Source organism: Burkholderia sp. WAC0059 (assembly GCF_002870125.1).
Classification (GTDB): domain Bacteria; phylum Pseudomonadota; class Gammaproteobacteria; order Burkholderiales; family Burkholderiaceae; genus Paraburkholderia.
Genome location: NZ_PNEO01000014.1, coordinates 107,619 through 131,237, shown reverse-complemented (window position 1 = coordinate 131,237; position 23,619 = coordinate 107,619). Strand labels below are relative to the sequence as shown.

Here is a 23,619-nt window from a genome sequence, read left to right as displayed (position 1 = left end):
CGTTCAATGGGGCAGGCGGACGTCGAAGCGATAGGTGACGAGCCGCGCGATCAGGATGAACGCCGTCGAGACGAGCACGTCGTAGACGGGGTCGAGCCGCAGATGCGCGAGCAGCAGATAGAGCGCGCAGCCCGCGAACGCGCAGGTGGCGTAGGGGTGAGAGTCGCGCAGGATCAGCGGCACGTCGTTGCAGAGCACGTCGCGCAGCACGCCGCCGGACACGCCGGTCAGCACGCCCATGATGATCGCCGTGAACCGCGGCAGGTGGTCGTCGAGCGCCAGCGAGGTGCCCGAGATGCTGAAGATGCCGAGCCCGACCGCGTCCGCGACGAGTAGCGCGCGCTCGGAGATCACGAGCGAAATCCACTTCAGCACGATGGGCGCGAAGATCGACATCGCGAAGATGGCGATCACGTAGTTCTGGTGCTCGACCCAGTAGAACGGCCGCCGCTCGAGCAGCACGTCGCGCATCGTGCCGCCGCCGAACGCGCTGGCCATCGCGACGAGGAACGTGCCGACCGCGTCGAGCCGGCGCTTGCGCGCCTCGATGAAGCCCGAGATCGCGTACGAGAAGAGCGCGATCGTCTCCAGCGCGGAGAGCGCCAGCATCAGTCGCGGATGGTCGGGCACGGGCGCCTTCTGGATCAGCGTTCGGCGTGGAGCGGGGCGCGCGGCTGCAGCAGCACGAGCACGGCGCCGGCGCCGCCGTCGTGCGGCCGCGCCTGGCAGAAGGCGATGACCTCTTCCTTCTGCACGAGCCACGCGCGGACCTTGCCCTTGAGAACCGGCTCCCTGCCGACCGAGCCGAGCCCCTTGCCGTGGATGACGCGCACGCAGCGCAGGCCGCGCTTGCCGGCCTCGCGCAGGAACGTCTGCAGTGCCTCGCGCGCCTCGTCGCGGCGCATGCCGTGCAGATCGAGCTGCGCCTGGACGATCCACGTGCCGCGGCGCAGCTTGCGGACGACCTCGCGGCTCACGCCGGGGCGGTGATAGGAGAGCGACTCGTCGGTGTCGAGCAGCGTTTCCGGGTCGAAGTCGTCGGAGATCGCCTCGTGCAGCACCGCTTCCTCGTCGAGCCGCGTCTGCTGCGGGACGGGGACGGGCGGCTCGCGTCGCGGCTGCACGCGCGGCGCCGCGTTGAGCGGCGCCACTTCGCCGATTTCGCGGCGAAAGAGTTCGGCGTCGGCGGCCGCCTCGGCGCTGGCCGCCGCCGCGGCTGCGCGCGCCTGCTCGCGCTGCCGCGTCTGGGCCTTGAGCGCCTTTCGCAGACCGGCAAGGCCGGCGAAGCCGTCGTCCGGTCCGGCCGCGCCGTTGGCTGGCGTCTTGCCGCCGGTCGGGGAGGGCGCCGCCGTCCGGGACGCGGCCGGTTCCGCCGCCGATGGGCTCGGCGTGCGCGGACGTTTGGGCTCGCCCGGATGGGGCACGTTCTTCGGCATGACAGGGCGTTTGAAGGATCGACTCGATTCGGTTCGGCCATCCGGCCGGCATGAGCCGACCGGATGGCACGGGCGGCGCAGGCGTTCGACGATATCGACGACGCGGGCGTCGAGCCGGCCGCGGACGGCTCCGATGCCCGCCGACGCGAGATCGCCGCGGACCGTCAGCGCGCTATTTTAGCGGCGTGTCGCCGTTTGCGGCGCGTGCGCCGCGCTCGTCGGCGGGCAGGCGCAGAAAGGCGGGAAAAGAAACGGGAGGCCGGACGGCCTCCCGCGGGACAGCAGGAGCAAGAAGCGGCGGGGGGGGCGCCGCCCGGAGGCCGATTAGCGGCCGGCTTCCGCGCTCATGACGTGCGCGCCGCTCAGCTCGTGGACGCTTTCGAGGTAGCGCTGCGCATCGAGCGCGGCCATGCAGCCGGTGCCGGCGCTCGTGATCGCCTGGCGGTACACGTGATCCTGCACGTCGCCGGCCGCGAACACGCCCGACACGCTCGTGCCGGTCGCGTTGCCGTTCAGGCCGCCGTTCGTGACGATGTAGCCGTTCTTCATCTCCAGTTGGCCTTCGAAGATGTCGGTGTTGGGCTTGTGGCCGATCGCGACGAAAAGGCCCTGCAGGTCGAGGTCGGTGCTCGTGCCCGTCTTCGCGTTCTTGATGCGCAGGCCGGTCACGCCCGAGTCGTCGCCCTTCACTTCGTCGAGCACGTGCTCCCACTTGATCTCGACGACGCCTTCCTTCTCTTTGTCGAGCAGGCGGTCGATCAGGATCGGCTCGGCGCGGAACCGGTCGCGGCGGTGGATCACCGTCACCTTCTTCGCGATGCCCGCGAGGTAGAGCGCTTCCTCGACAGCCGTGTTGCCGCCGCCGATCACGGCGACGTGCTGCTGCCGGTAGAAGAACCCGTCGCAGGTCGCGCAGGCCGATACGCCGCGGCCCATGAACTTCTCCTCGCTCGGCAGGCCCAGGTACTGCGCGGAGGCGCCCGTCGCGATGATGAGCGCGTCGCAGGTGTACTCGCCCGAATCGCCGACGAGGCGGATCGGCTTCTCGGCCAGCTTCGCGGTGTGGATGTGGTCGAACACGATTTCGGTGTTGAAGCGCTCCGCGTGCTCGAGAAAACGCTGCATCAGTTCGGGGCCCTGCACGCCGTTCGGGTCGGCGGGCCAGTTCTCGACGTCGGTCGTGGTCATGAGCTGGCCGCCCTGCGCGAGGCCGGTGATGAGGAGCGGCGAGAGGTTCGCGCGCGCCGCGTAGACGGCTGCGGTGTAGCCGGCGGGGCCGGAACCGAGAATCAGGACTTTGGCGTGTTTGGTCGCAGACATGGTCGAAATCCGTGTAAAGGCGCTGGCGAGGCCAGCGGCCCGCCGCTTGCGGCGGGAATCGTGCGTCTTCAGTCAGTTGGTCATCAGTGCCCGATTATAAATGCCGCGGGCGTTGCCGCTTCATGAAGCTTGACGATCAAGGCGATAGCCGCGCTTTCGCTGCATGGTCCGTCCCCCACGGATGCCGGGTCCGGCGGTCCGGCGTCACGGGCGGTCGTCTTGCCGGGGCGGGTGGGGCGGACGTCGGGGCGCTTCGGCAGGCCGGTTTGGCCGCCGAAGCGCCGAAGCTGTTGCCCGTTACCGTCATTTACATCCGGGGCCGGTTCAACCTGTTTACAATAGTCCGCACCGGACGCTGCCGGCCGCGCCCGCCACTCGGCGAACGCGGCCGGTTCGCGCATGCATCAGCCTTACAGGATCAATGGCCAAAGCTCCCTATTCCGCGCAGGCGCAGGCATTGCCGCACCGCATGTCGCGCCTGTTCACCGAAATCCGCTGGATTCTGCAGGTCGCCCTCGGCGTGTTCCTGCTGATGGCGCTCATCAGCTACAGCCGGCACGACCCGAGCTGGACCCACGCCGCGCAGGTCGACCACATCTCGAACTGGGCGGGCCGCGTGGGCGCGTGGACTTCGGACATCCTGCTCCTGCTGTTCGGGCTTTCCGCCTACTGGTGGGTCGTGCTGCTCGGGCGGCACATCGCCTCGAACTATCGCCGCATCACGCGCCACGAGGCGCTCGCCGACGAGGACGACGCGCCGCGCGGCCACGGCTGGCTCGCCGAAGCGCTCTCGTTCGTGCTCGTGCTGCTCGCCTGCGACGGCATCGAGGCGCTGCGGATGTGGTCGCTCAAGGTGCCGCTGCCGCGCGCGCCGGGCGGCGTGGTGGGCGAGGCCGTCGCGCGCGGCGTCTCGCACGCGCTCGGCTTCACGGGCGGCACGCTGGCGCTGCTCGTCGCGCTGGCGGTCGGCCTGTCGCTCTACTTCCAGTTCTCGTGGCTTTCGGTCTGCGAACAGGTCGGCGACGCGATCATCTCGGCCGTGACGCTCGCGAAGCTGCGCCGCGAGGCGGGCCGCGACCGCAAGCTCGGCGAGGCCGCCGCCGTGAAGCGCGAGGGCAACGTCGAACGCGACCGCGTGAAGATCATCGAGGAGCACGAGCCGGTGACGATCGTGCCGCCCGTCGCCACGCCGGCGCGCTCGGAGCGCGTCGAGAAGGAGCGCCAGGTGCCGCTCTTCACCGATCTGCCGGGCGACTCGACGCTGCCGCCGGTCTCGCTGCTCGACCCCGCGCCCGAAAAGCAGGAGTCGATCCCGGCCGACACGCTCGAATTCACCTCGCGCCTGATCGAGAAGAAGCTCAAGGACTTCGGCGTGGACGTCGCCGTGGTCGCCGCGTATCCGGGGCCCGTCGTCACGCGCTACGAGATCGAGCCGGCCACGGGCGTGAAGGGCAGCCAGATCGTCAACCTTGCGAAGGACCTCGCTCGCTCGCTCTCGCTCGTGTCGATCCGCGTGGTCGAGACGATTCCCGGCAAGAACTACATGGCGCTCGAGTTGCCGAACCCGCGCCGCCAGACCGTGCGCCTCTCCGAGATTCTCGGCTCGGCCGTCTACGCCGACGCGTCCTCGGCGCTGACGATGGGGCTCGGCAAGGACATCGGCGGCAAGCCCGTCGTCGCCGATCTCGCGAAGATGCCGCACCTGCTCGTGGCCGGCACGACCGGCTCGGGCAAGTCGGTCGGCATCAACGCGATGATCCTCTCGCTGCTCTACAAGGCGAGCGCCGAGCAGGTGCGGCTCATCCTGATCGATCCGAAGATGCTCGAAATGAGCGTCTACGAGGGCATCGCGCATCTGCTGTGTCCCGTCGTCACCGACATGCGCCAGGCCGGCAACGCGCTGAACTGGACCGTCGCCGAGATGGAGCGCCGCTACAAGCTCATGAGCAAGCTCGGCGTGCGCAACCTCGCGGGCTACAACAACAAGATCGATGAGGCCGCGAAGCGCGACGAGAAGCTGCCGAATCCGTTCAGCCTCACGCCCGACGACCCCGAGCCGCTCGCGAAGCTGCCGCACATCGTCGTCGTGATCGACGAGCTGGCCGACCTGATGATGGTGGTCGGCAAGAAGGTCGAGGAGCTGATCGCGCGCATCGCGCAGAAGGCGCGCGCGGCCGGCATCCACCTGATTCTTGCGACGCAGCGTCCGTCCGTCGACGTCATCACGGGCCTCATCAAGGCCAACGTGCCGACGCGCATGGCGTTCCAGGTCTCGTCGAAGATCGATTCGCGCACGATTCTCGACCAGATGGGCGCCGAGTCGCTGCTCGGCATGGGCGACATGCTTTACCTGCCGCCGGGTAGCGGGCTGCCGGTGCGCGTGCACGGCGCGTTCGTCTCCGACGAGGAGGTGCACCGCGTGGTCGAGAAGCTCAGGGAGCACGGCGAGCCGAACTACATCGAGGGCATCCTCGAAGGCGGCACCGCGGGCGAGGGCGACGAAGGCGCGGCCGGCGCGAGCGGCACCGGCGACGAGTCCGATCCGCTCTACGACCAGGCCGTCGAAGTCGTGATCAAGAATCGCCGCGCGTCGATTTCGCTGGTGCAGCGGCACTTGCGCATCGGCTACAACCGCGCCGCGCGACTGCTCGAACAGATGGAGCAGTCGGGTCTGGTGTCGGCGATGTCGTCGAACGGCAACCGCGAGATCCTGGCGCCGGCGCGCGAGACCGATTAGGCCGTGCGCCGCCGCGCGCGCGGGCATCAGTACGGTCCGTGCCGTTCGTCCGTTTTCTGTTTCCATCATGGGGAGTCGTACATGCAGCACTATGCCGGGCAGTCTGCCCGTTTTGCCGGGTCGGGCCGCTGGTTGGGCGCCGCCGCGCGCGCCGTCGCGCTGTGCGCCTCGATGCTCGCGGCGTCCCACGCGTTCGCGAGCGGCACCGAGCAACTGAAGGCGTTCGTCGCGCAGGTCCATTCGGCGCGCGGCACGTTCGTGCAGCGGGAGGTGAAGGCGCCGACGGGCGGCCAGGACGCGAGCAGCGCGCTGATCGCGGCGACGCGCGCCAACGCCGTCTCGAGCGGCACGTTCGCGTTCGCGCGGCCCGGCAAGTTCGTCTGGTCGTACGACAAGCCTTATCAGCAATTGCTGCAGGCCGACGGCGAGAACTTCTACGTCTACGACAAGGACCTCAACCAGGTGACGGTGCGCAAGCTGGGCGGCGCGCTCGGCGCGAGCCCGGCGGCGATCCTGTTCGGCAGCAACGATCTGGAGAAAAACTTCACGCTGAGCGACGCGGGCGTGAAGAACGGCATCGACTGGCTGGAGCTGACGCCGAAGTCGAAGGACACGCAGTTCGAGAGCGTCGGCATCGGCTTTCGCGACGGCAACCTCGAGGCGATGGAGCTGCACGACGTGTTCGGCAACGTGACGCTGCTGACCTTCTCCGACATCCAGAAGAATCCGGATCTGCCGGCCGGGACGTTCAAGTTCGTCGTGCCGAAGGGCGCGGACGTCATCAACGGCTGAGCGACGGGCCGCTTCGTCCCGGGGCGGCCTTTTCGCGTCAGACGCGACCGAAGCGGATCACGCCGTCGTCGCCGGTCGCGCGGCCGAGGCGCCCCGACAGCCAGAGCAGATGCAGATGGGCGAGCGCCTCGCCCATCGCGAACGTCATCTGGTGAATGTCGAGCTCGCGCTTGAACATGATCGGCACGATGTCGGCCGCGCTGTGGGGCCGCTTCGCGCAGGCTTCGAGCACCTCGGCGAGGCGCGCGTCGTGATGCGCGCGCAACTGCGCGATGCGCGTGTGCAGGCCGCGGAACGGCTTGCCGTGCGAGGGCAGCACGAGCGTGTCGGCGGGCATCGTCTCATAGCGGCCGAGCGATTCCAGATACAGGCCGAGCGAATTGCCCTCGGGCTCCATGCCGAACACCGACACGTTCGTCGAGATGCGCGGCAACACCATGTCGCCCGAGATCAGCACGCCGGTTTCCTCGCAATGGAGCGCGCAGTGCTCGGGCGAATGCCCGAAGCCCGTGACGACGCGCCAGCGGCGCGGACCGATCGCGACGGCGTCGCCCTCGCGCAGCCGGCGGTACTGACCCGGCACGTCCGGCACGAGGTTCGGGTAATAGCCGTGACGGTCGCGCAGCTTTTCGAGCGAGGCCTCGTCGGTCAGCCCGTGGCGCGCGAAGTGGTGCATCGCGCCTTCTCCGCCCGCGTTCGAGCCGTCGCCGGCGGCCATGACGCGGCCCGTCATGTATTCGCCGAGCGTCATCCAGAGCCGCACGTTCCAGCGGCCGTGCTCGCCGCCCTCGCAGAGCCAGTGCGCGAGCCCGAAGTGGTCAGGGTGGCAGTGCGTGACGATCACGCGCAGCATCGGCAGGCCGTCGAGCGCGTGGTCGAATACCTGCTCCCAATGCGCCCGGATCGTGTCGGAGGCGATGCCGCAGTCCACGACGGTCCAGCCCGGCCGGCCGTCGATCTCGTCGCGCAGCAGCCACAGGTTGATGTGATCGAGTGCGAACGGCAGCGGCATGCGCAGCCAGCGAACGCCGGGCGCGACGTCGAGGACGTGCCCGGGTTCCGGCAGCGTGTCGGCGAACGGGTAGTTCAACTGGTGTTCGAGCGCGTTCATTGCGGGGGCGTTCTCCTGTCTCCTGTCCGGCCCGGCGGGTTTCGATCGGCCGGGGTCGCCGGGCCTGCCTCTCCGGGGGCTCCGGATTGGCGGCACCGGCGCGACGGTTGCGCAAGCCGGCGGTTGACGATAACGTAAACGCCGATTCTATCGTCCCCCGCCCGGCCGTGCCGCGATGCGACGAACGCCGGAACGAATCCGGTGCGCGAGCCCGCCTCCGAAATCCGCAATCCTGTCCGACTTTCACGCGTCGCCGGCCGGCACGGTGTCCGCGCTGGCGGGCGTTGTCGGCGGCGTAAATGCAAAGGCAGCGCAAAGACGACGTAAGGGCGGGCGCCGCAATGTGCCACGGGGGGGGCTGGATGGGCGACGCGGTAACGGCCGGGATGGCCTGCCGGTAACGCGGCCCGGCCCGCTGCCGCGCGTTTTCTCCCACACACGAAGGGGCAGCCCCTGCGCTGTTTCCGATATACCGACTCGCTACGACCATGACGAATCCCGCTGAAGACCCGCTCGCGCATCTGTTCGAGAACAACGAGAAGTGGGTCGCCACCCGGCTGGCCGCGGACCCCGAATATTTTTCGCGTCTCGCCGACCAACAGGCGCCCGAGTACCTGTGGATCGGCTGCTCCGACTCGCGCGTGCCGGCCAACCAGATCATCGGCCTGCCGCCGGGCGAAGTGTTCGTTCACAGGAACATCGCCAACGTCGTCGTGCACTCGGACCTGAACTGCCTCTCGGTGATCCAGTTCGCGGTCGACCTGCTGCGCGTCAAGCACATCATGGTGGTCGGCCACTATGGCTGCTCGGGCGTCGGCGCGGCGCTGCACGGACGGCGCGTCGGGCTGGCCGACAACTGGCTGCATCACGTGCAGGACGTGCGCGCCAAGCATGCGGCGCTGCTCGAGGAATGGCCGATCGGCGAGGCGCGCCATCGCCGGCTCGTGGAGCTCAACACGATCGAGCAGGTGGTCAACGTCTGCCGCACGACCATCGTCAACGACGCCTGGGCGCGCGGCCAGCCGCTCACCGTGCACGGCTGGGCCTACGGCGTGCACGATGGCCGCATGCGCAACCTGGGCATGACGATCGACGCGCCCGAAGCGCTCCAGGCGGCCTACGAGCGCTGCGTGGCGGGCGTGTCGGCGAGCCGCGCGCACGAGGCCCACAACGACGTGGTGGCTGCCGACGCCGCGAAGCTCGGCGACGTGCCCGCCATCGTCGGCGGGGGCGTCAAGGAACCCCGGCATGAGTGAGCCGGTGGCGGGCACCGGGCCGGTACGGCTGGGCGCGTCGACGCGGGCGGCGGGGAGGACGGTGCCGGGCGCGGGCGCTTTGCGGGGTTGGGGTCGCGAATTCGCGCGCCAGTCCGCACACGATGACCGGCGCGTGCTGGCGACCGCGCAACGTGGCGGCGCTGGCTGGGTTGGCGGCGCTCGGCGCGAACACGTTCGGGCTCGACGTCCGGTACGACGACACAGAACCCCGCTGGTAGGCCGCGACGTGGCGTTTCGGGTTCCGTTCGTTCCATTTCCCATCGATTTCTCGTCGTCATGAAAAACAGGGCCGCTCCGGAAGCGAGACCGATCGATTGTCCCTGCGGCGGCGCCGCGCCCGGTCTGAAATCGGGGACGAAGCCGCCACGCTACGCCGAGTGCTGCGGACGTTTCATCGAAGGCGGTGCGCGGCCGTCTACGGCGCTCGAACTGATGCGCTCGCGCTACAGCGCCTACGTGCTCAAGGACACGGCCTGGCTGCGCGCGACCTGGGCGCCGCAGACCTGTCCCGCCGATCTGGAGGCCGATTTCGCCGATCCCGATGTGCCGCGCTGGCTCGGCCTGACGGTCAGGCGCCACGAGCAGTTCGACGATGCCCATGCGGAAGTCGAGTTCGTGGCCCGTTACAAGATCGGCGGACGCGCGTCGCGGCTGCACGAGCTGAGCCGTTTCACGCGCGGCGAGGATGGCCGCTGGCGCTACGTGGACCGCGACGAGCGCGTCGGCTGAGCGCTCGCGTTCCTGCGCCGGCGTCTCTCGCCGGCTCGCGACGCGTCCCGCCCTTTTTACCGTCGATGACGCGCCATGCCGGCCGGCATGCGCGCGTCAGGCGCTCGCGGGCGCTTTTCGCCGCCATTGCGGCCGGTTGCCCTTGCGAAATGGCTCGTTTTCATCGGGCATTCATCAAAAGACGCTGAACTGTCACGCGTCGCGCCGGGTTTACGCCGGGATTGCACAAATCAAATTTGTCGTGCGAGGATGCCCCCACGGCGCTCGCAGGTAGCGCCGCGTCGGTCCGGTTCGCTGTCCTTGCGGATAGCCCGCAGCCGGAACGACGGTCGGCGACAGCGTTGCCGGTTCGCCGGGCGGCGCCGTAGCGGTTGTTGGCCGGTTTTGTCTTTCCCCGAATGGGTCTTGATCGACGCGTGCCCGCCAGCGCGCACGCGCGGTGGGTTTTTTTTTGTGTCCCGAGCAGGGCGGGACGATTTTGCGGAAGTGGCCGTCGCGGCGCGCGACAGGGCACGGGAACGGGGTTGGTGGGGCGTATGACGGGGTACGGGACGTTCAGGCAAGTTCTGGCGGGATGGGCGGTGGCAGGCGCGATAGGGTGCCTGATGCCTGTCGCGCACGCGCAGCCGTCCGTCGGCGATGCGCCGCCGGAAGCCTCCGCCCAGCCGGTTCGCGGGCCGCTCGCCAGCGCGCAGGTTCAGCCCCTCACGCTCGACGATACGTATCTGCCCGCCGTGCCGGCCGACATGAACGAGCAGATCATTCGCATTCCTGCCGATGCCTCCGGCGACGTGACGCTCGAAACCACGATCTATCGTCCCAGCGGCCCGGGCCCGTTCCCGATGGTCGTGTTCAATCACGGCAAGATGCCGGGCGATCCCCGCGACCAGGCGCGCAGCGATCCGCTGTCGTTCGCGCGCGAGTTCGTGCGTCGCGGCTATGTCGTGGTCGCGCCGAACCGGCGCGGCTTCGCGCAGTCGGGCGGCCGCTACGAGCAGGACGGCTGCGACGTCGAGCGCAACGGCATCGGCCAGGCGTCCGACGTTGCGACGACGATCGACTACATGTCGAAACAGCCCTACGTCGACGCGCAGCACATCGTCGTGGCGGGCACCTCGCACGGCGGCCTTGCGACGATCGCCTACGGCACCGAGGCGGCGGCCGGCGTGCGGGCGCTCATCAACTTCTCGGGCGGCCTGCGCCAGGACGCCTGTGCGGGCTGGCAGGACAATCTGACCGGGGCGTTCGGCGACTACGGCGGCAGGACGGGCGTGCCCTCGCTCTGGCTGTACGGCGACAACGACTCGGTCTGGTCGGCCTCGCTCGTGACGCGGATGTTCGCGGCCTATCGCGACGCACAGGCCGCGAAGGGCGAGCCTGTCGCCGACGAGGCCGAAATGGTCGACTACGGCGCGTACAAGGACGACGCGCACCGGCTCGTCGGCGACCGGGACGGCGTGCGGATCTGGTGGCCGCCCGTCGAGGCGTTCCTTGCGCGCGTGGGCATGCCGACCGCCGTGCAGTATCGCGTGCGGACGCCCGCCATTCCGAACGGCACCGGCTTCGCGGCCCTCGACGCCATCGGCGCCGTGCCGTATCTCGACGATGCGGGCCGCAGCGGCTATCGCAACTTCCTGAAGCAATACCCGAGCCGCGCGTTTGCCGTGTCGAATTCCGGCGCCTGGTCGTGGGCCGAGGGCGGCGACGATCCGATGGCCGTCGCCGTCGCCAATTGCCAGAAGCGCAGCAGCGACCCGTGCCGTCTCTACGCGGTCAACGACACCGTCGTGTGGCAGGACTCGTCGACGGCGACGGCGGCCGCTCCGGCGGCGCCCGCCGACGGCGGCGCGGCGCACGCACTGGCAAGCCGCTAGTTCGGGGCCGGTCCGGTTTCCGGCCGGCTCGTTTCCGCTTTCCTCCGCTTCCCCCGTTTCTTCGCGTTTCCTGTCGATCCCCGTTTTGCCCGGCCGGATCGGCCGGACGAGCCGTGCGCGCGAGGGCGGGAAAGCGGCCGTCCGGATTTTTACACAACAGGTCGCCGACTTTGCCGTCGTCATCTGCGGGCATTTCGTTCGTTTTTCACCGATCGGCGGCGTGCTGCCTCCAACGCCCCCGAACGGCGTTCCTGCCGGTCCGCCGGCGCCCCGCGCGGGCTAGTGCATTGCGGCCGGGAACGCGTTAATCTCGGTCCCGCTGCCGCGCGGCATGCGCCGCGCGATGCCGCCCCGTTCCGGCAATCCCGGGCAGTCCGAATCGACATGCCGAACGACCAGACCAACGCGAAGTCCTGAAAGCCAGGGCGCCGCGCACCGCCCCCGGGTGGCCGCGCCGCGCCGGAGTAACCGTCTTGAACAAACCGGCAACCGAAGACTGGGTGACGCGCAGCCTGCGCGCAGTGTGGCACCCGTGTACCCAGATGAAGCACCACGAGCGCCTGCCGCTCGTGGCCGTCGCGCGCGGCGAGGGCCCGTGGCTCTACGACCCCGAAGGCCGCCGCTACCTCGACGCGATCAGCTCGTGGTGGGTCAACCTGTTCGGCCATGCGAACCCGTCGATCAACGCGGCGCTCAAGGCGCAGCTCGACACGCTCGAGCACGCGATGCTCGCGGGCTGCACGCACGAGCCGGCCGTCGAGCTTGCCGAGCGTCTCGGCGCGCTGACGGGCCATGCGCTCGGTCACGCATTCTTCGCGTCCGACGGCGCGTCGGCGGTCGAGATCGCGCTGAAGATGAGCTTCCATACGTGGCGCAACCGCGGCGAAGCGGAGAAGTGCGAATTCGTGTGTCTCGCCAACAGCTATCACGGCGAGACGATCGGCGCGCTCGGCGTGACCGACGTGGCGCTCTTCAAGGATGCCTACGATCCGCTCCTGCGCAACGCGCACGTGGTCGCCTCGCCCGACGCGCGGCAGGCGCGCGAGGGCGAATCCGCGGCCGACGTCGCGCGCCGCGCGCTCGACGACGTGGAGCGCCTGTTCGAGGCGCGCGGCGCGCGCCTTGCCGCGCTGATCGTCGAGCCGCTCGTGCAGTGCGCGGCCGGCATGGCCATGCACGATCCCGTCTATCTGGCCGGATTGCGCGCGCTGTGCGACCGCTATCGCGTCCACCTGATCGCCGACGAGATCGCCGTCGGCTGCGGCCGCACCGGCACGTTCTTCGCCTGCGAGCAGGCCGGTATCTGGCCCGACCTGTTGTGTCTCTCGAAGGGCATCAGCGGCGGTTATCTGCCGCTGTCGATCGTGCTCTCGCGCGACGCGATCTACGAGGCGTTTTACGACGACGACACCGCGCGCGGCTTTCTGCATTCGCACTCGTACACGGGCAATCCGCTCGCGTGCCGCGCGGCGCTCGCCACGCTCGACCTGTTCGCGCGCGACGACGTGCTGGCCGCCAACGCGCGCAAGTCCGCGCGGCTCTTCGAGGCGCTTGCGCCGCTCGCCGCTCATCCGCTCGTGCGCAACCTGCGCCGGCGCGGCACGATCCTCGCGTTCGACGCCGACGTGCGCGATCCGGCCCGCGCCCGCACGTTCTCGCGCCGCTTCTTCGAAGAGGCGTTGCGGCGCGAGCTGCTGCTGCGTCCGATCGGCACGGCCGTCTACCTGATGCCGCCTTACGTACTCGACGAAGAGACCCAGGCGCTGCTCGCCGCGCGCACGCGCGAGACGTTCGAGGCCGTCGTCGCGGAGGACGCTCGATGAATTTGCTCGATACTCTCGAAGCCGGCCTGCGCGAACTCGACGCCAACGGTTTGCGCCGCCGCCGCCGCGTGATCGACACGCCCTGCGATGCGCACATGCGGGTCGACGGGCGCGAGACGGTCGGCTTTGCCAGCAACGACTATCTCGGGCTCGCTTCGCATCCGCGGCTCGTCGCCGCGCTTGCCGAGGGGGCGCAGCGCTACGGCGCGGGCAGCGGCGGCTCGCACCTGCTCGGCGGCCATTCGCGCGCCCATGCGCAGCTCGAGGACGATCTCGCCGAATTCGCGGGCGGCTTCGTCGACGCGCCGCGCGCCCTCTACTTCAGCACCGGCTACATGGCGAATCTCGCCGTGCTTACCGCGCTCGCGGGACGCGGCACGACGCTCTTCTCGGACGCGCTGAACCATGCCTCGCTGATCGACGGCGCGCGGCTGTCCCGCGCCGACGTGCAGGTGTATCCGCACGCGGACGTCGCGGCGCTCGACGCGATGCTCGAAGCCTCGGACGCGCCGGCGAAGCTGATCGTGACCGACACCGTGTTCAGCATGGACGGCGACGTGGCGCCGCTCGCGGCGCTGCTCGCGCTGGCCGAACGGCACGGCGCGTGGCTCGTCGTCGACGACGCGCACGGCTTCGGCGTACTCGGCCCGCAGGGTCGCGGCGCGCTCGCGCAGGCCGCGCTGCGCTCGCCGCAACTGGTGCTCGTCGGCACGCTCGGCAAGGCGGCCGGCGTGTCGGGCGCCTTCGTCGCCGGGCACGCGACCGTAGTCGAATGGCTCGTGCAGCGCGCGCGGCCGTACATCTTCACGACGGCGTCGCCGCCGGCCGTCGCGCATGCGGTGTCGGCCAGCGTGAAGCTCATCGCGGGCGAGGAGGGCGCGGCGCGGCGCGCCCATCTGGGCACGCTGATCGAGCGCACGCGGGCGCTGCTCGGGACGACCTGCTGGCAGCCCGTCGATTCGCACACGGCCGTGCAGCCGCTCATCGTCGGTTCCAACGACGCGACGCTGGCGCTCGCCGCCGCGCTCGAAGACGACGGGCTCTGGGTCCCGGCGATCCGTCCGCCGACCGTGCCGGCCGGCACGTCGCGGTTGCGCATTTCGCTCTCGGCCGCGCATTCGCACGCGGACCTCGATCGCCTCGAAGCCGCGTTGCGGCAGGCCAGCGAGGCCGCGCGATGACGGCGAAGTCCGCTTCCCCGCTGTCGCTTTTCGTGACCGGCACCGACACGGAAATCGGCAAGACATTCGTGAGCGCGGCGCTGCTGCGCGGTTTCGCGCGCATAGGCCTGCGCGCGGCCGGCATGAAGCCGGTGGCGGCCGGCGCATTCGAGCGCGACGGCGAGTGGCACAACGAGGATGCCGATCGGCTCGACGCCGCCGCCAGCGCGCCGTTGCCGCCGGCGATCCGCACGCCGTATCTGCTGCGCGAGCCGGCCGCGCCGCACATTGCGGCGGCGCGCGAGGGCGTCGTGCTCGACGTCGCGCATATCGTCGATTGCCACCGGCAGGCACTGGCGCTGGCCGACGTGGTGGTGGTGGAGGGCGTCGGCGGCTTTCGCGTGCCGCTCACGGATGCGCACGACACGGCCGACCTCGCGCGCGCGCTGAACCTGCCCGTCGTGCTCGTCGTCGGCATGCGGCTCGGCTGCATCAGCCACGCGCTCCTGAGCGCCGAGGCCGTTGCCGCGCGCGGGCTGCGCCTCGCGGGCTGGGTCGCCAACTGCATCGATCCGGCGATGGGCTTTCTCGACGAGAACGTCGCCGCGCTGCGCACGCGGCTCGCGATGCAGTACGATACGCCCCTTGTCGGCGTCGTGCCCCATCTGCGCGGCGCCAGCGCGGACGAGGCCGCCGCCCATCTGGACATGAATGCGCTGCTTGCGCGGCTCGCCGCCGCGTCGCGTTGAGCCGCGGCTTCACTATTACGCTAGACAGGAAGGACCCAGGACATGACTCAAGCCCAAACCGCCGACGCCGCCGAAACGGCCGCGCAGAATCTCCCGCCTGCTGCCGCCCCGGCTACCCCGGCCGCGCCGCGCTGGCGCGTCGCCGACGTCGTCGCGCTCTACGAGCTGCCGTTCAACGATCTGCTGTTTCGAGCGCAGCAGGTCCACCGCGAGCATTTCGATCCGAACGCGGTGCAGCTCTCGACGCTGCTGTCGATCAAGACGGGCGGCTGCGAGGAGGACTGCGCCTACTGCCCGCAGTCGGTCCACCACGACACGGGCCTCGAGGCCGGCAAGCTGATGGAGGTCGAGACGGTGCTCGAGGCCGCGCGCAAGGCCAGGGAAAACGGCGCGACGCGCTTCTGCATGGGCGCCGCCTGGCGCAGCCCGAAGGATCGCCACCTCGAGCCGATCAAGGAGATGATCCGCGGCGTGAAGTCGATGGGCCTCGAAACCTGCGTGACGCTCGGCATGCTCGAGGCGCACCAGGCGCAGGGCCTGCGCGAGGCGGGGCTCGACTACTACAACCACAACCTCGACACCTCGCCCGAGTTCTACGGCCAGATCATTTCGACGCGCACCTACCAGGACCGGCTCGACACGCTCGAACACGTGCGCGACGCGGGCATCAACGTGTGCTGCGGCGGCATCGTCGGGATGGGCGAGTCGCGGCGCGAGCGCGCGGGGCTCGTCGCGCAGCTCGCGAACATGGACCCGTATCCGGAGTCGGTGCCGATCAACAATCTCGTTCAGGTGAGCGGCACGCCGCTGACTGGCACCGAGTCGATCGATCCGTTCGAATTCGTGCGCACGATCGCGGTGGCGCGCATCACGATGCCGCGCGCGATGGTGCGCCTGTCGGCCGGACGCGAGCAGATGGACGAGGCGCTGCAGGCCATGTGCTTCCTTGCCGGCGCGAACTCGATCTTCTACGGGGATCAACTGCTGACGACGAGCAACCCGCAGGCCGAAGCCGATCGCAAGCTGCTCGAGCGACTCGGCATGCATGCGGAAGCTGCGCAGCAACTGCCCGTCGACGCCGGGCGGCAGGGCTGCGGTGGCTGAAGCCTGAGGACGTCCGCGGGGCAGGGAGCGGGGCGCGCCGGTCTGGACCGGCGCGCCCTTTTCGTTTCGGGCGAAGGCCGCGCGCGTCGGCTGGCCAGTCCGGTCGACGGAAAGCCCGTCACGGGCCGGCGGATGCCGGGCGCAGCCCATGTGAAGCTCATCGGGCGAAAGGCCTCGCCGGCACGAAAGCGGCGGCGCGCGGCGGGCACCGGCGCGCGCTGTCATAATGCGTGATCCCCTCCGGTCTGCACCGGATCGGCCCGGGCGAGCGCCCGCCCGCGCCGGAATGCCGACATTATCGCGAAACCGCCATGTTTGAAGAACCCCGTGCCAACGTCCCGCTCGCCGAACGGCTGCGTCCGCGCGCCATCGACGACGTCATCGGCCAGAAGCACCTGCTCGGCCCGAACAAGCCGCTGCGCGTCGCCTTCGAATCGGGCGAGGCCCACTCGATGATCCTTTGGGGGCCGCCCGGCGTCGGCAAGACGACGCTCGCGCGGCTGATGGCCGACGCCTTTCACGCGGAGTTCATCGCGCTTTCGGCGGTGCTGTCCGGCGTGAAGGACATTCGCGAGGCCGTCGAGACCGCACAGATCCATCGGGCGCACGGGCGGCAGACGCTCGTGTTCGTCGACGAAGTCCACCGTTTCAACAAGAGCCAGCAGGACGCGTTCCTGCCGCACGTCGAATCGGGCCTGTTCGTGTTCGTCGGCGCGACGACCGAGAATCCGTCGTTCGAGGTCAACAGCGCGCTGCTCTCGCGGGCCGCCGTCTACGTGCTCCGGAGCCTCGACGCCGACGAACTGCGCGAGCTGCTCGAGCGCGCGTGCGGCGAGCTCGGCAACCTGACGTTCACCGACGAGGCGCGCGACGCGCTGGTCGCCTCGGCCGACGGCGACGGCCGCAAGCTGCTCAACAACCTCGAGATCGTCGCGCGCGCGGCCGCGCAGCAGAAAACCGGCGAGATCGACGGCGCGCTGCTCGGCAGCGCGCTCGCCGAGAATCTGCGTCGCTTCGACAAGGGCGGCGACGCGTTCTACGACCAGATCAGCGCGCTGCACAAGTCCGTGCGCGGCAGTAACCCGGACGCGGCGCTGTACTGGTTCTGCCGCATGCTCGACGGCGGGGCGGACCCGCGCTACCTCGCGCGGCGCATCGTGCGCATGGCGTGGGAGGACATTGGCCTCGCCGACCCGCGCGCGGCGCGCATCACGCTCGATGCGTCCGAGACCTACGAGCGGCTCGGCTCGCCCGAGGGCGAACTCGCGCTTGCGCAGGCGCTGATCTACCTCGCCGTCGCGCCGAAGTCGAACGCGGGCTACATGGCCTACAACACGGCGCGCGCGTTCGTCGGCAAGGACCAGTCGCGCACGGTGCCCATCCATCTGCGCAACGCGCCGACGAAGCTGATGAAGGAACTCGGCTACGGCCACGAGTACCGCTACGCGCACGACGAGCCCGACGCCTATGCGGCCGGCGAGACCTATCTGCCCGACGGCATGCGCGAGCCGCGCTGGTACGTGCCGACGCCGCGCGGGCTCGAAGGCAAGATCGGCGAGAAGCTCGCGCGTCTCGCCGAACTCGACGACGCGTGGCGCAGCGAGCACGGCGCGGGCGAGGGCGGCAAGTCCTGAGCGGACGTCCGGGTGCGCTAGAATTACCGCCTCAGACAACGAATTCCCGCCCCATCCATGCTCGACATCCAGTTGCTGCGCAAAGACATCGACGGCGTCGCGAAGCGCCTTGCCGATCGCGGCTATACCCTCGACGTCGCGGCCTTCGCCGCGCTCGAAACCGAACGCCGCACGCTCCAGACCCGCACCGAAGAACTGCAGGCGCGCCGCAACAGCCTGTCGAAGCAGATCGGCGCGATGAAGGGGCGCGGCGAGGACACGTCGGCGGTGATGGCGGAAGTCGGCGGCCTTGGCGACGAGATGAAGCTGTCGGCGGTGCGGCTCGACGAGATCCAGGCGCGCCTGTCGGAGCTGCTGCTCGGCGTGCCGAACCTGCCGCACGAGAGCGTGCCGGTGGGCAAGGACGAGCACGACAACGTCGAGGTGCGCCGCTGGGGCACGCCGCGCCAGTTCGACTTCGCGGTGAAGGATCACGTCGACGTCGGCGCGCCGCTCGGGCTCGACTTCGAGACCGGCGCGAAGCTCTCGGGCGCGCGCTTCACGATGCTGCGCGGCCAGATCGCGCGACTGCATCGCGCGCTCGCGCAGTTCATGATCGACACGCACACGCAGCAGCACGGCTACACCGAGGTCTACACGCCGTACATCGTCAATCCCGAGGTTCTTTACGGCACGGGCCAACTGCCGAAGTTCGCCGAGGACATGTTTCGCGTCGAGAAGGGCGGGGCCGACAATCCGGTTACGCAATACCTGATCTCGACCTCCGAGATTCCGCTGACCAACACCGTGCGCGAGAGCATTCTCGAGCCGGGCGCGCTGCCCGTTCGCCTGACCGCGCATTCGCCGTGCTTTCGCTCGGAGGCGGGCTCCTACGGGCGCGACACGCGCGGAATGATCCGCCAGCATCAGTTCGACAAGGTCGAGATGGTGCAGATCGTCTCGCCCGAAACGTCCTACGACGCGCTCGAGCAGATGGTCGGGCACGCCGAGACGATTCTGCAGAAGCTCGACCTGCCGTATCGGGTCATCACGCTCTGCACGGGCGACATGGGGTTCTCGGCGGCGAAGACCTACGACCTCGAAGTCTGGCTGCCGGCGCAGGACACCTACCGCGAAATTTCGAGCTGCTCGAACACCGAGACGTTCCAGGCGCGCCGGATGCAGGCCCGCTATCGCAACGCCCAGGGCAAGCCGGAACTCGTGCACACGCTGAACGGCTCGGGGCTCGCGGTGGGCCGCACGCTCGTCGCGGTCCTCGAGAACTACCAGAACGCCGACGGCTCGGTGACGGTGCCCGCAGTTCTGCAGCCCTACATGGGCGGCGTCGCGCGGCTGGCGGCCTGAGCGTCGAGGCGGCTTGAGCTTTAGGCGAATAGCGCGCGCCTGCCGCCTGACCGTTCCGGCCTGCGAGGATTTTTCAGGCCGAGGCTTGGAAATACGGCCAGAATGTTCTATAATCTTCGCTTCGCCGATCAGCGACCCGGTTGGCGAGCCTAGTGAATCCCAGATCAGGAAAGGTGGCAGAGAGGTCGAATGCGCCGGACTCGAAATCCGGTGTACGGTTATACCGTACCGTGGGTTCGAATCCCACCCTTTCCGCCAGGTAGTCAAGAAATCCCCGCAAGTCCCGACGACTTGCGGGGATTTTTCTTTTGCGGCGCGCCCCAGTACAGGTCCGATGTCAGGCCGAAGGGCTTCGGGCCTTGACTTGAAACCGCAAGCGAACATCGCAGTCCAAATGGTTGCGTGCTCGCGGTAAGGAATGCGTCTGCTTCGTATTTCTGCAGGCGCATTCATCTTTCATCCCCATTCCGGCGAAGGAAAGATGAAAGACTTGAGCGCCGGCGCGACGGGCTGTGCGCGGTGCGTCGGCGGCTTTCGAAAATTATCTTTGTTCTGCTTAGAAAAGACAGTTGACTTGCGTTTTCGCGATCACTTAGAATCGCGCCATCTTCATTACAGGGGCCCAGCCTTGGACTCTTGCAGTAGTCGATCTTCGAACTTCCCTGCCTGACCGACCAGACGTCTGCGCCCCGTTTCACTACGCCGCCGTCCAGCCAGCAGGCAGACGGTGCGCGCCATAGTCGTATCCCCGTGCACCTTTTAATTCGCGCCATCAACGCGCAGCGTTAGCACGCGCACGCTTTTCGTGTGCCGCGCGAAAGCCGTGCCTCGAGGCACCGCGTCGCGAGCCCATCGCTCGCGGCCGCGTTCGTTCGCGCCCGTCGTCTGCCTTCGCAAACGGGCGTGTGGATTCACGCGCGTCGCCATCGCGTCGCCGCACGGAAAAGAAAGGAGCCGACATGCCCGACAGTGACAGTCATCCCTTATGCCGCTTACTTCACATTCAACTGAAGAAAACCGGCGGACCCTCGTCGCCCCGCCCGTGATGTGTGGGCTTTCCGTGTCTGCCGGCTTTCGACGATTACGCGTCAGATCAGACGCACGGAGTCTCACCATGTATTTCGCTCTTCTCCTCTCGAAGCTGCCGCACGTCGAAGAATCACGTAGCCACTACGACGCCATGCTGTCGCTACGGCCTCCCGGTGCGCCGCGCATCGGCCTCCTCTGGCAGCGCCTCAAGGGGCTCGTTTCCTGATCCTCCGGGCTCGCCCGTCTACGTCAGGCGGCGGCGTCGCGCGGGCCACACGATCCACTCTTCTATCTAGGGGATAATAAAAATGATAAGGCAACCTGAATATATAAAAGGCGATGCTCCGCTCGGGCGCAGCGCCGTGCTCGACGAAGCTCACGTCGGCGACATCAAGGGCGCGCTCGGTACCATCGCGCTTGACGACGTCGCCCCGCGGACCAACTGGCTGGCGCGTCTGCGCACGCTGCTCGCCATTCTCGGCCCCGGCCTCATCGTGATGGTTGGCGACAACGACGCCGGTGCTTTCGGCACCTACACGCAGGCCGGCCAGAACTACGGCACGACGCTGCTGTGGACGCTCGCGCTGCTGATCCCAGTGCTCTACGTGAACCAGGAAATGGTGTTGCGGCTCGGCGCCGTGACGGGCGTCGGCCACGCGCGACTCATCTTCCAGCGCTTCGGCAAGTTCTGGAGCGCGTTCAGCGTCATCGACCTGTTCATGCTCAACGCGCTCACGATCGTGACCGAGTTCATCGGCATCACGTTCGCGTTGCAGTACCTCGGCGTGTCGAAGATCGTCGGCGTTTGCGCGGCCGCCGTGTTGACGATGGCGGCTGTCAGCACCGGCAACTTCCGGCGCTTCGAGCGCTTTGCCATCGTGCTTTGCCTGCTGAGCCTCCTGCTCGTGCCCGTGCTCGTGTCGATCCATCCGCCCGTCGGCGTGATCGCCCATGACTTCATCGTGCCCGGCTGGCCTCAAGGCGCGAAGCTTTCGGACGTCATGCTGCTCGTCATCGGCATCGTCGGCACGACCGTTGCGCCGTGGCAGCTTTTCTTCCAGCAAAGCTACGTGATCGACAAGCGCATCACGCCGCGCTTCATCAAGTACGAGCAGGCGGATCTGTGGATCGGGATCGTTTTTGTGATCATCGGCGCCGTCGCGATGATGGCGTTCACGGCCGCGCTGTTCGCTGGTCATCCCGAGTTCGGCAACTTCACCGACGCGGGCGGCGTAATCGACGGGCTGCAGAAGTACGTCGGCCGGACGGCTGCCACGCTGTTCGCCGTGGCGCTGCTCGACGCGTCGATCATCGGCGCGGCAGCCGTCTCGCTCGCCACGGCCTACGCGGCCGGCGACGCGTTCGAGGTGCGTCATTCGCTGCATCGCGGCGTCCTCGACGCGAAGTGGTTCTATTGCGTCTACTTCGCGCTCATCGCGCTCGCCGCCGTGCTCGTGCTGATTCCGGGTAGCCCGCTTGGCCTCCTGACCGAAGCCGTGCAGACGCTTGCCGGCGTGCTGCTGCCGAGCGCGACCGTGTTCCTGCTGCTGCTTTGCAACGACAAGGCGATGCTGGGTCCTTGGGTGAATTCGAAGCGGCTCAACATCTTCACGGGCAGCGTGATCGCGATTCTCGTCGTGCTTTCGATCATCCTGACAGCCGCCACCGTCTTCCCCGACATCGGCGGCAACGCGATCATGATGATTCTCGTCGGCGGTATCGCGCTTTTCGCCGTCGGTTATACGGCAACGCAGATCGTGCAGCGCCGGCGTAGCGGGACTGCGCTGAGAGCCGCGCGCAATACGGCGGCCGAACACGACGCCGCGGACGCGCGCGACACCTGGCGCATGCCGTCGCTCGACGCGTTGCCCGCACCTCGGCTCACGCTCGCGACACGCGTGTGGATGGGGGCATTGCGCGGCTATCTGGCGATCGCCGTGGGCCTCGTGATCGTCAAGGTCGTGCAGATGGCGATGCACTGAGCGCGGCTGATTCGCGTCATGGCCGGCCCGCCGTCCGGAAGACGAAAAAAATCCCGTAAGCCGCGAGGCTTACGGGATTTTTGCTTGCCGGACAGGTCGCGCGAATCATCGGATTGCGCCGATTCGCGCGAAGCCTGCCATCAGAAGCGGTGGCGAATCCCCGTCACGGCGCCCACCTGGTTCGGCGTGCCCGAGGCCGGGAGCATGCCCGCGATGCTGGTCTGGAAGTAGTCGCCGCTTGCCGGCCCCTGATAGCCCGTCGACGTGTGCTGATACACGCCGGCCAGATAGACGTCGGTACGCTTGCTGAGCGAATAGTCCGCGCCCAGTGCGACCGAGTGCCAGCGCTCGACGGCGTCCTGGGTCATCCCGTTCAGGTCGCTCGCGCGGCCGTACGTAAACGTGTAGTTGCCGACCAGCGCGAGGGACGGCGTCAGGCTGTAGACGCCGTTGGCCTCGATGTTGTCGAAACGCATGTTGCCGAAGCCGAAACCGTTTTGCAGCTTCGTGCGCGTCCACACGAGGCCGAGCGTCGCCGGACCGACCGTATAGTTGCCGCCCACGCCGAACGTCCGCTGGGTCTGGGCCCAGAAGATCGACTCGCCGTCGTCCTGCGCCGCGCCGGTCAGCGCGCCGGTGTAGTTGTTGTTCAACTGGTCGTAGACGGCGGCCACCTTGAGCGGACCGTTCTCGTAGCCCGTGCCCACGCTCCACTGGCGGCCGCCGCTGAAGTCGCCCGGCGAGTTGCTGAAGCTGTACATGCCGCCGAAGTGGAAGCCGTCGTAATTGGTGCTTTCATACTTGATCGCGTTCGAGATCGAGTACTGCGCGCCGATGTTGTCGTTGTTGAAGGGGTGGGCCGCGAGGTTGACGCCCTTGCCGGCCAGCGACAGCGGGCGCAGATAGTCGACGACCGAGTCGTACTGGCGACCGAGCGTGACCGTGCCGTACTGGTTGTTCGACAGGCCGACGTAGGCCTCGCGGTTGAACAGCGTGCCGTTGTTCGTGTTGAACCAGCTTCCCATCTTGCCGTTGCCGATGTTGAAACCGGATTCCAGCTTGAAGATGGCGTGGGTGCCGCCGCCCAGATCCTCGGAACCGCGCAGTCCGAAGTAGTTGTCCGACATGGCGCCGCTGGTCTGCGCCCACAGCGCGCCGCCGCCGACCTTGTTCACGTAGCCGATACCGGCGTCGAGAGAGCCATACAGGGTGACGCTGCTTTGCGCGTAGGCACCCGCGCTGAATGCGCCTGCGATGGCAGCAGCAATGAGCGTTTTCGTGAGTTTCATGTTGTTTCCTTGACTGACAGATAAAACTGCGCCCAACAAATCATGCTCAATGGAAATCCGATTAGCCCGGATCAATAGATGAATGAGTTGGTACGGCAGCGTAACGCACCCGTCTGGTCGCGCCTGGGCTGTTGCGGAGGGACAACGTGAAGCCTTGAAATAGAACAGATTTCTGTCGATTTTTCGGATATTTAATTTTTAAGATTAGAAATGGTCTTTTGATTTTTAT

General features: G+C 68.2%; 19 protein-coding genes and 1 tRNA gene. 14 read left to right on the top strand and 6 right to left on the bottom strand.

What is annotated here, in order from left to right; all coding sequences use genetic code 11:
• Positions 1–3: 3 nt before the first annotated feature.
• The 4 genes from CY652_RS15695 to CY652_RS24080 all read right to left on the bottom strand — a co-directional run bounded on the left by CY652_RS15695 (position 4) and on the right by CY652_RS24080 (position 3,157).
• Positions 4–609 (bottom strand): trimeric intracellular cation channel family protein, encoded by a 606-nt coding sequence (locus tag CY652_RS15695; RefSeq protein WP_102131638.1) that lies wholly within the window; start codon positions 607–609, stop codon positions 4–6.
• Positions 610–644: 35 nt separating this feature from the next.
• Positions 645–1,436: a Smr/MutS family protein gene (locus tag CY652_RS15690; RefSeq protein WP_102131637.1), complete on the bottom strand. Its 792-nt coding sequence runs from the start codon at positions 1,434–1,436 to the stop codon at positions 645–647.
• A 324-nt stretch (positions 1,437–1,760) separates the two neighbouring features.
• On the bottom strand, positions 1,761–2,756 hold the full coding sequence (gene trxB, locus CY652_RS15685) for a thioredoxin-disulfide reductase (protein WP_102131636.1): 996 nt from the start codon (positions 2,754–2,756) through the stop codon (positions 1,761–1,763).
• 83 nt (positions 2,757–2,839) lie between these two features.
• A complete protein-coding gene (locus CY652_RS24080; RefSeq protein WP_146010116.1) occupies positions 2,840–3,157 on the bottom strand; it encodes a hypothetical protein in 318 nt (105 codons plus the stop codon).
• A gap of 20 nt (positions 3,158–3,177) precedes the next feature.
• On the opposite strand from CY652_RS24080, the gene CY652_RS15680 reads away from it, so the two are divergent.
• Complete coding sequence (locus tag CY652_RS15680) at positions 3,178–5,493, top strand: DNA translocase FtsK (protein WP_102131635.1); 2,316 nt, start codon at positions 3,178–3,180, stop codon at positions 5,491–5,493.
• 81 nt (positions 5,494–5,574) lie between these two features.
• Entirely contained in the window at positions 5,575–6,285 is a 711-nt protein-coding gene (lolA, locus tag CY652_RS15675; RefSeq protein ID WP_102131634.1) for an outer membrane lipoprotein chaperone LolA, read from the top strand.
• Positions 6,286–6,322: 37 nt separating this feature from the next.
• Here lolA and CY652_RS15670 read toward each other — a convergent pair whose 3' ends face one another.
• Positions 6,323–7,396 (bottom strand): MBL fold metallo-hydrolase, encoded by a 1,074-nt coding sequence (locus tag CY652_RS15670; protein WP_102131633.1) that lies wholly within the window; start codon positions 7,394–7,396, stop codon positions 6,323–6,325.
• 488 nt (positions 7,397–7,884) lie between these two features.
• Here CY652_RS15670 and can point away from each other — a divergent pair, with 488 nt between their 5' ends.
• The 12 genes from can (at position 7,885) to CY652_RS15615 (ending at position 22,101) form a co-directional block, all read left to right on the top strand.
• The gene (can, locus tag CY652_RS15665; protein WP_102131632.1) at positions 7,885–8,652 is read left to right on the top strand and encodes a carbonate dehydratase; all 768 of its coding nucleotides are present in this window, start codon (positions 7,885–7,887) and stop codon (positions 8,650–8,652) included.
• A gap of 297 nt (positions 8,653–8,949) precedes the next feature.
• Positions 8,950–9,402, top strand: a complete 453-nt coding sequence (locus CY652_RS15660) for a YchJ family protein (protein WP_102131631.1) — start codon at positions 8,950–8,952, stop codon at positions 9,400–9,402.
• 605 nt (positions 9,403–10,007) lie between these two features.
• Complete coding sequence (locus tag CY652_RS15655) at positions 10,008–11,276, top strand: dienelactone hydrolase family protein (protein WP_258002334.1); 1,269 nt, start codon at positions 10,008–10,010, stop codon at positions 11,274–11,276.
• Positions 11,277–11,749: 473 nt separating this feature from the next.
• On the top strand, positions 11,750–13,099 hold the full coding sequence (bioA, locus tag CY652_RS15650) for an adenosylmethionine--8-amino-7-oxononanoate transaminase (protein WP_102131629.1): 1,350 nt from the start codon (positions 11,750–11,752) through the stop codon (positions 13,097–13,099).
• Entirely contained in the window at positions 13,096–14,280 is a 1,185-nt protein-coding gene (bioF, locus tag CY652_RS15645; RefSeq protein ID WP_102131628.1) for an 8-amino-7-oxononanoate synthase, read from the top strand. Before bioA ends, bioF begins: the two co-directional genes overlap by 4 nt.
• The gene (gene bioD / locus CY652_RS15640; protein ID WP_102131627.1) at positions 14,277–15,008 is read left to right on the top strand and encodes a dethiobiotin synthase; all 732 of its coding nucleotides are present in this window, start codon (positions 14,277–14,279) and stop codon (positions 15,006–15,008) included. Before bioF ends, bioD begins: the two co-directional genes overlap by 4 nt.
• Before the next feature lie 42 nt (positions 15,009–15,050).
• Positions 15,051–16,112, top strand: coding sequence for a biotin synthase BioB (gene bioB / locus CY652_RS15635; protein ID WP_102131626.1), 1,062 nt, complete (start codon positions 15,051–15,053; stop codon positions 16,110–16,112).
• Between the two features lie 311 nt (positions 16,113–16,423).
• A complete protein-coding gene (locus CY652_RS15630; protein WP_102131625.1) occupies positions 16,424–17,746 on the top strand; it encodes a replication-associated recombination protein A in 1,323 nt (440 codons plus the stop codon).
• A 57-nt stretch (positions 17,747–17,803) separates the two neighbouring features.
• A complete protein-coding gene (gene serS, locus CY652_RS15625; protein ID WP_102131624.1) occupies positions 17,804–19,090 on the top strand; it encodes a serine--tRNA ligase in 1,287 nt (428 codons plus the stop codon).
• Positions 19,091–19,257: 167 nt separating this feature from the next.
• Positions 19,258–19,348 (top strand) — tRNA-Ser (locus CY652_RS15620).
• 856 nt (positions 19,349–20,204) lie between these two features.
• On the top strand, positions 20,205–20,345 hold the full coding sequence (locus CY652_RS24525) for a hypothetical protein (RefSeq protein WP_180970628.1): 141 nt from the start codon (positions 20,205–20,207) through the stop codon (positions 20,343–20,345).
• 82 nt (positions 20,346–20,427) lie between these two features.
• Positions 20,428–22,101 (top strand): NRAMP family divalent metal transporter, encoded by a 1,674-nt coding sequence (locus CY652_RS15615; protein WP_102131623.1) that lies wholly within the window; start codon positions 20,428–20,430, stop codon positions 22,099–22,101.
• A 140-nt stretch (positions 22,102–22,241) separates the two neighbouring features.
• On the opposite strand, the gene CY652_RS15610 is transcribed toward CY652_RS15615, so the two are convergent.
• Entirely contained in the window at positions 22,242–23,390 is a 1,149-nt protein-coding gene (locus CY652_RS15610) for a porin (protein WP_102131622.1), read from the bottom strand.
• Between the last annotated feature and the right edge of the window lie 229 nt (positions 23,391–23,619).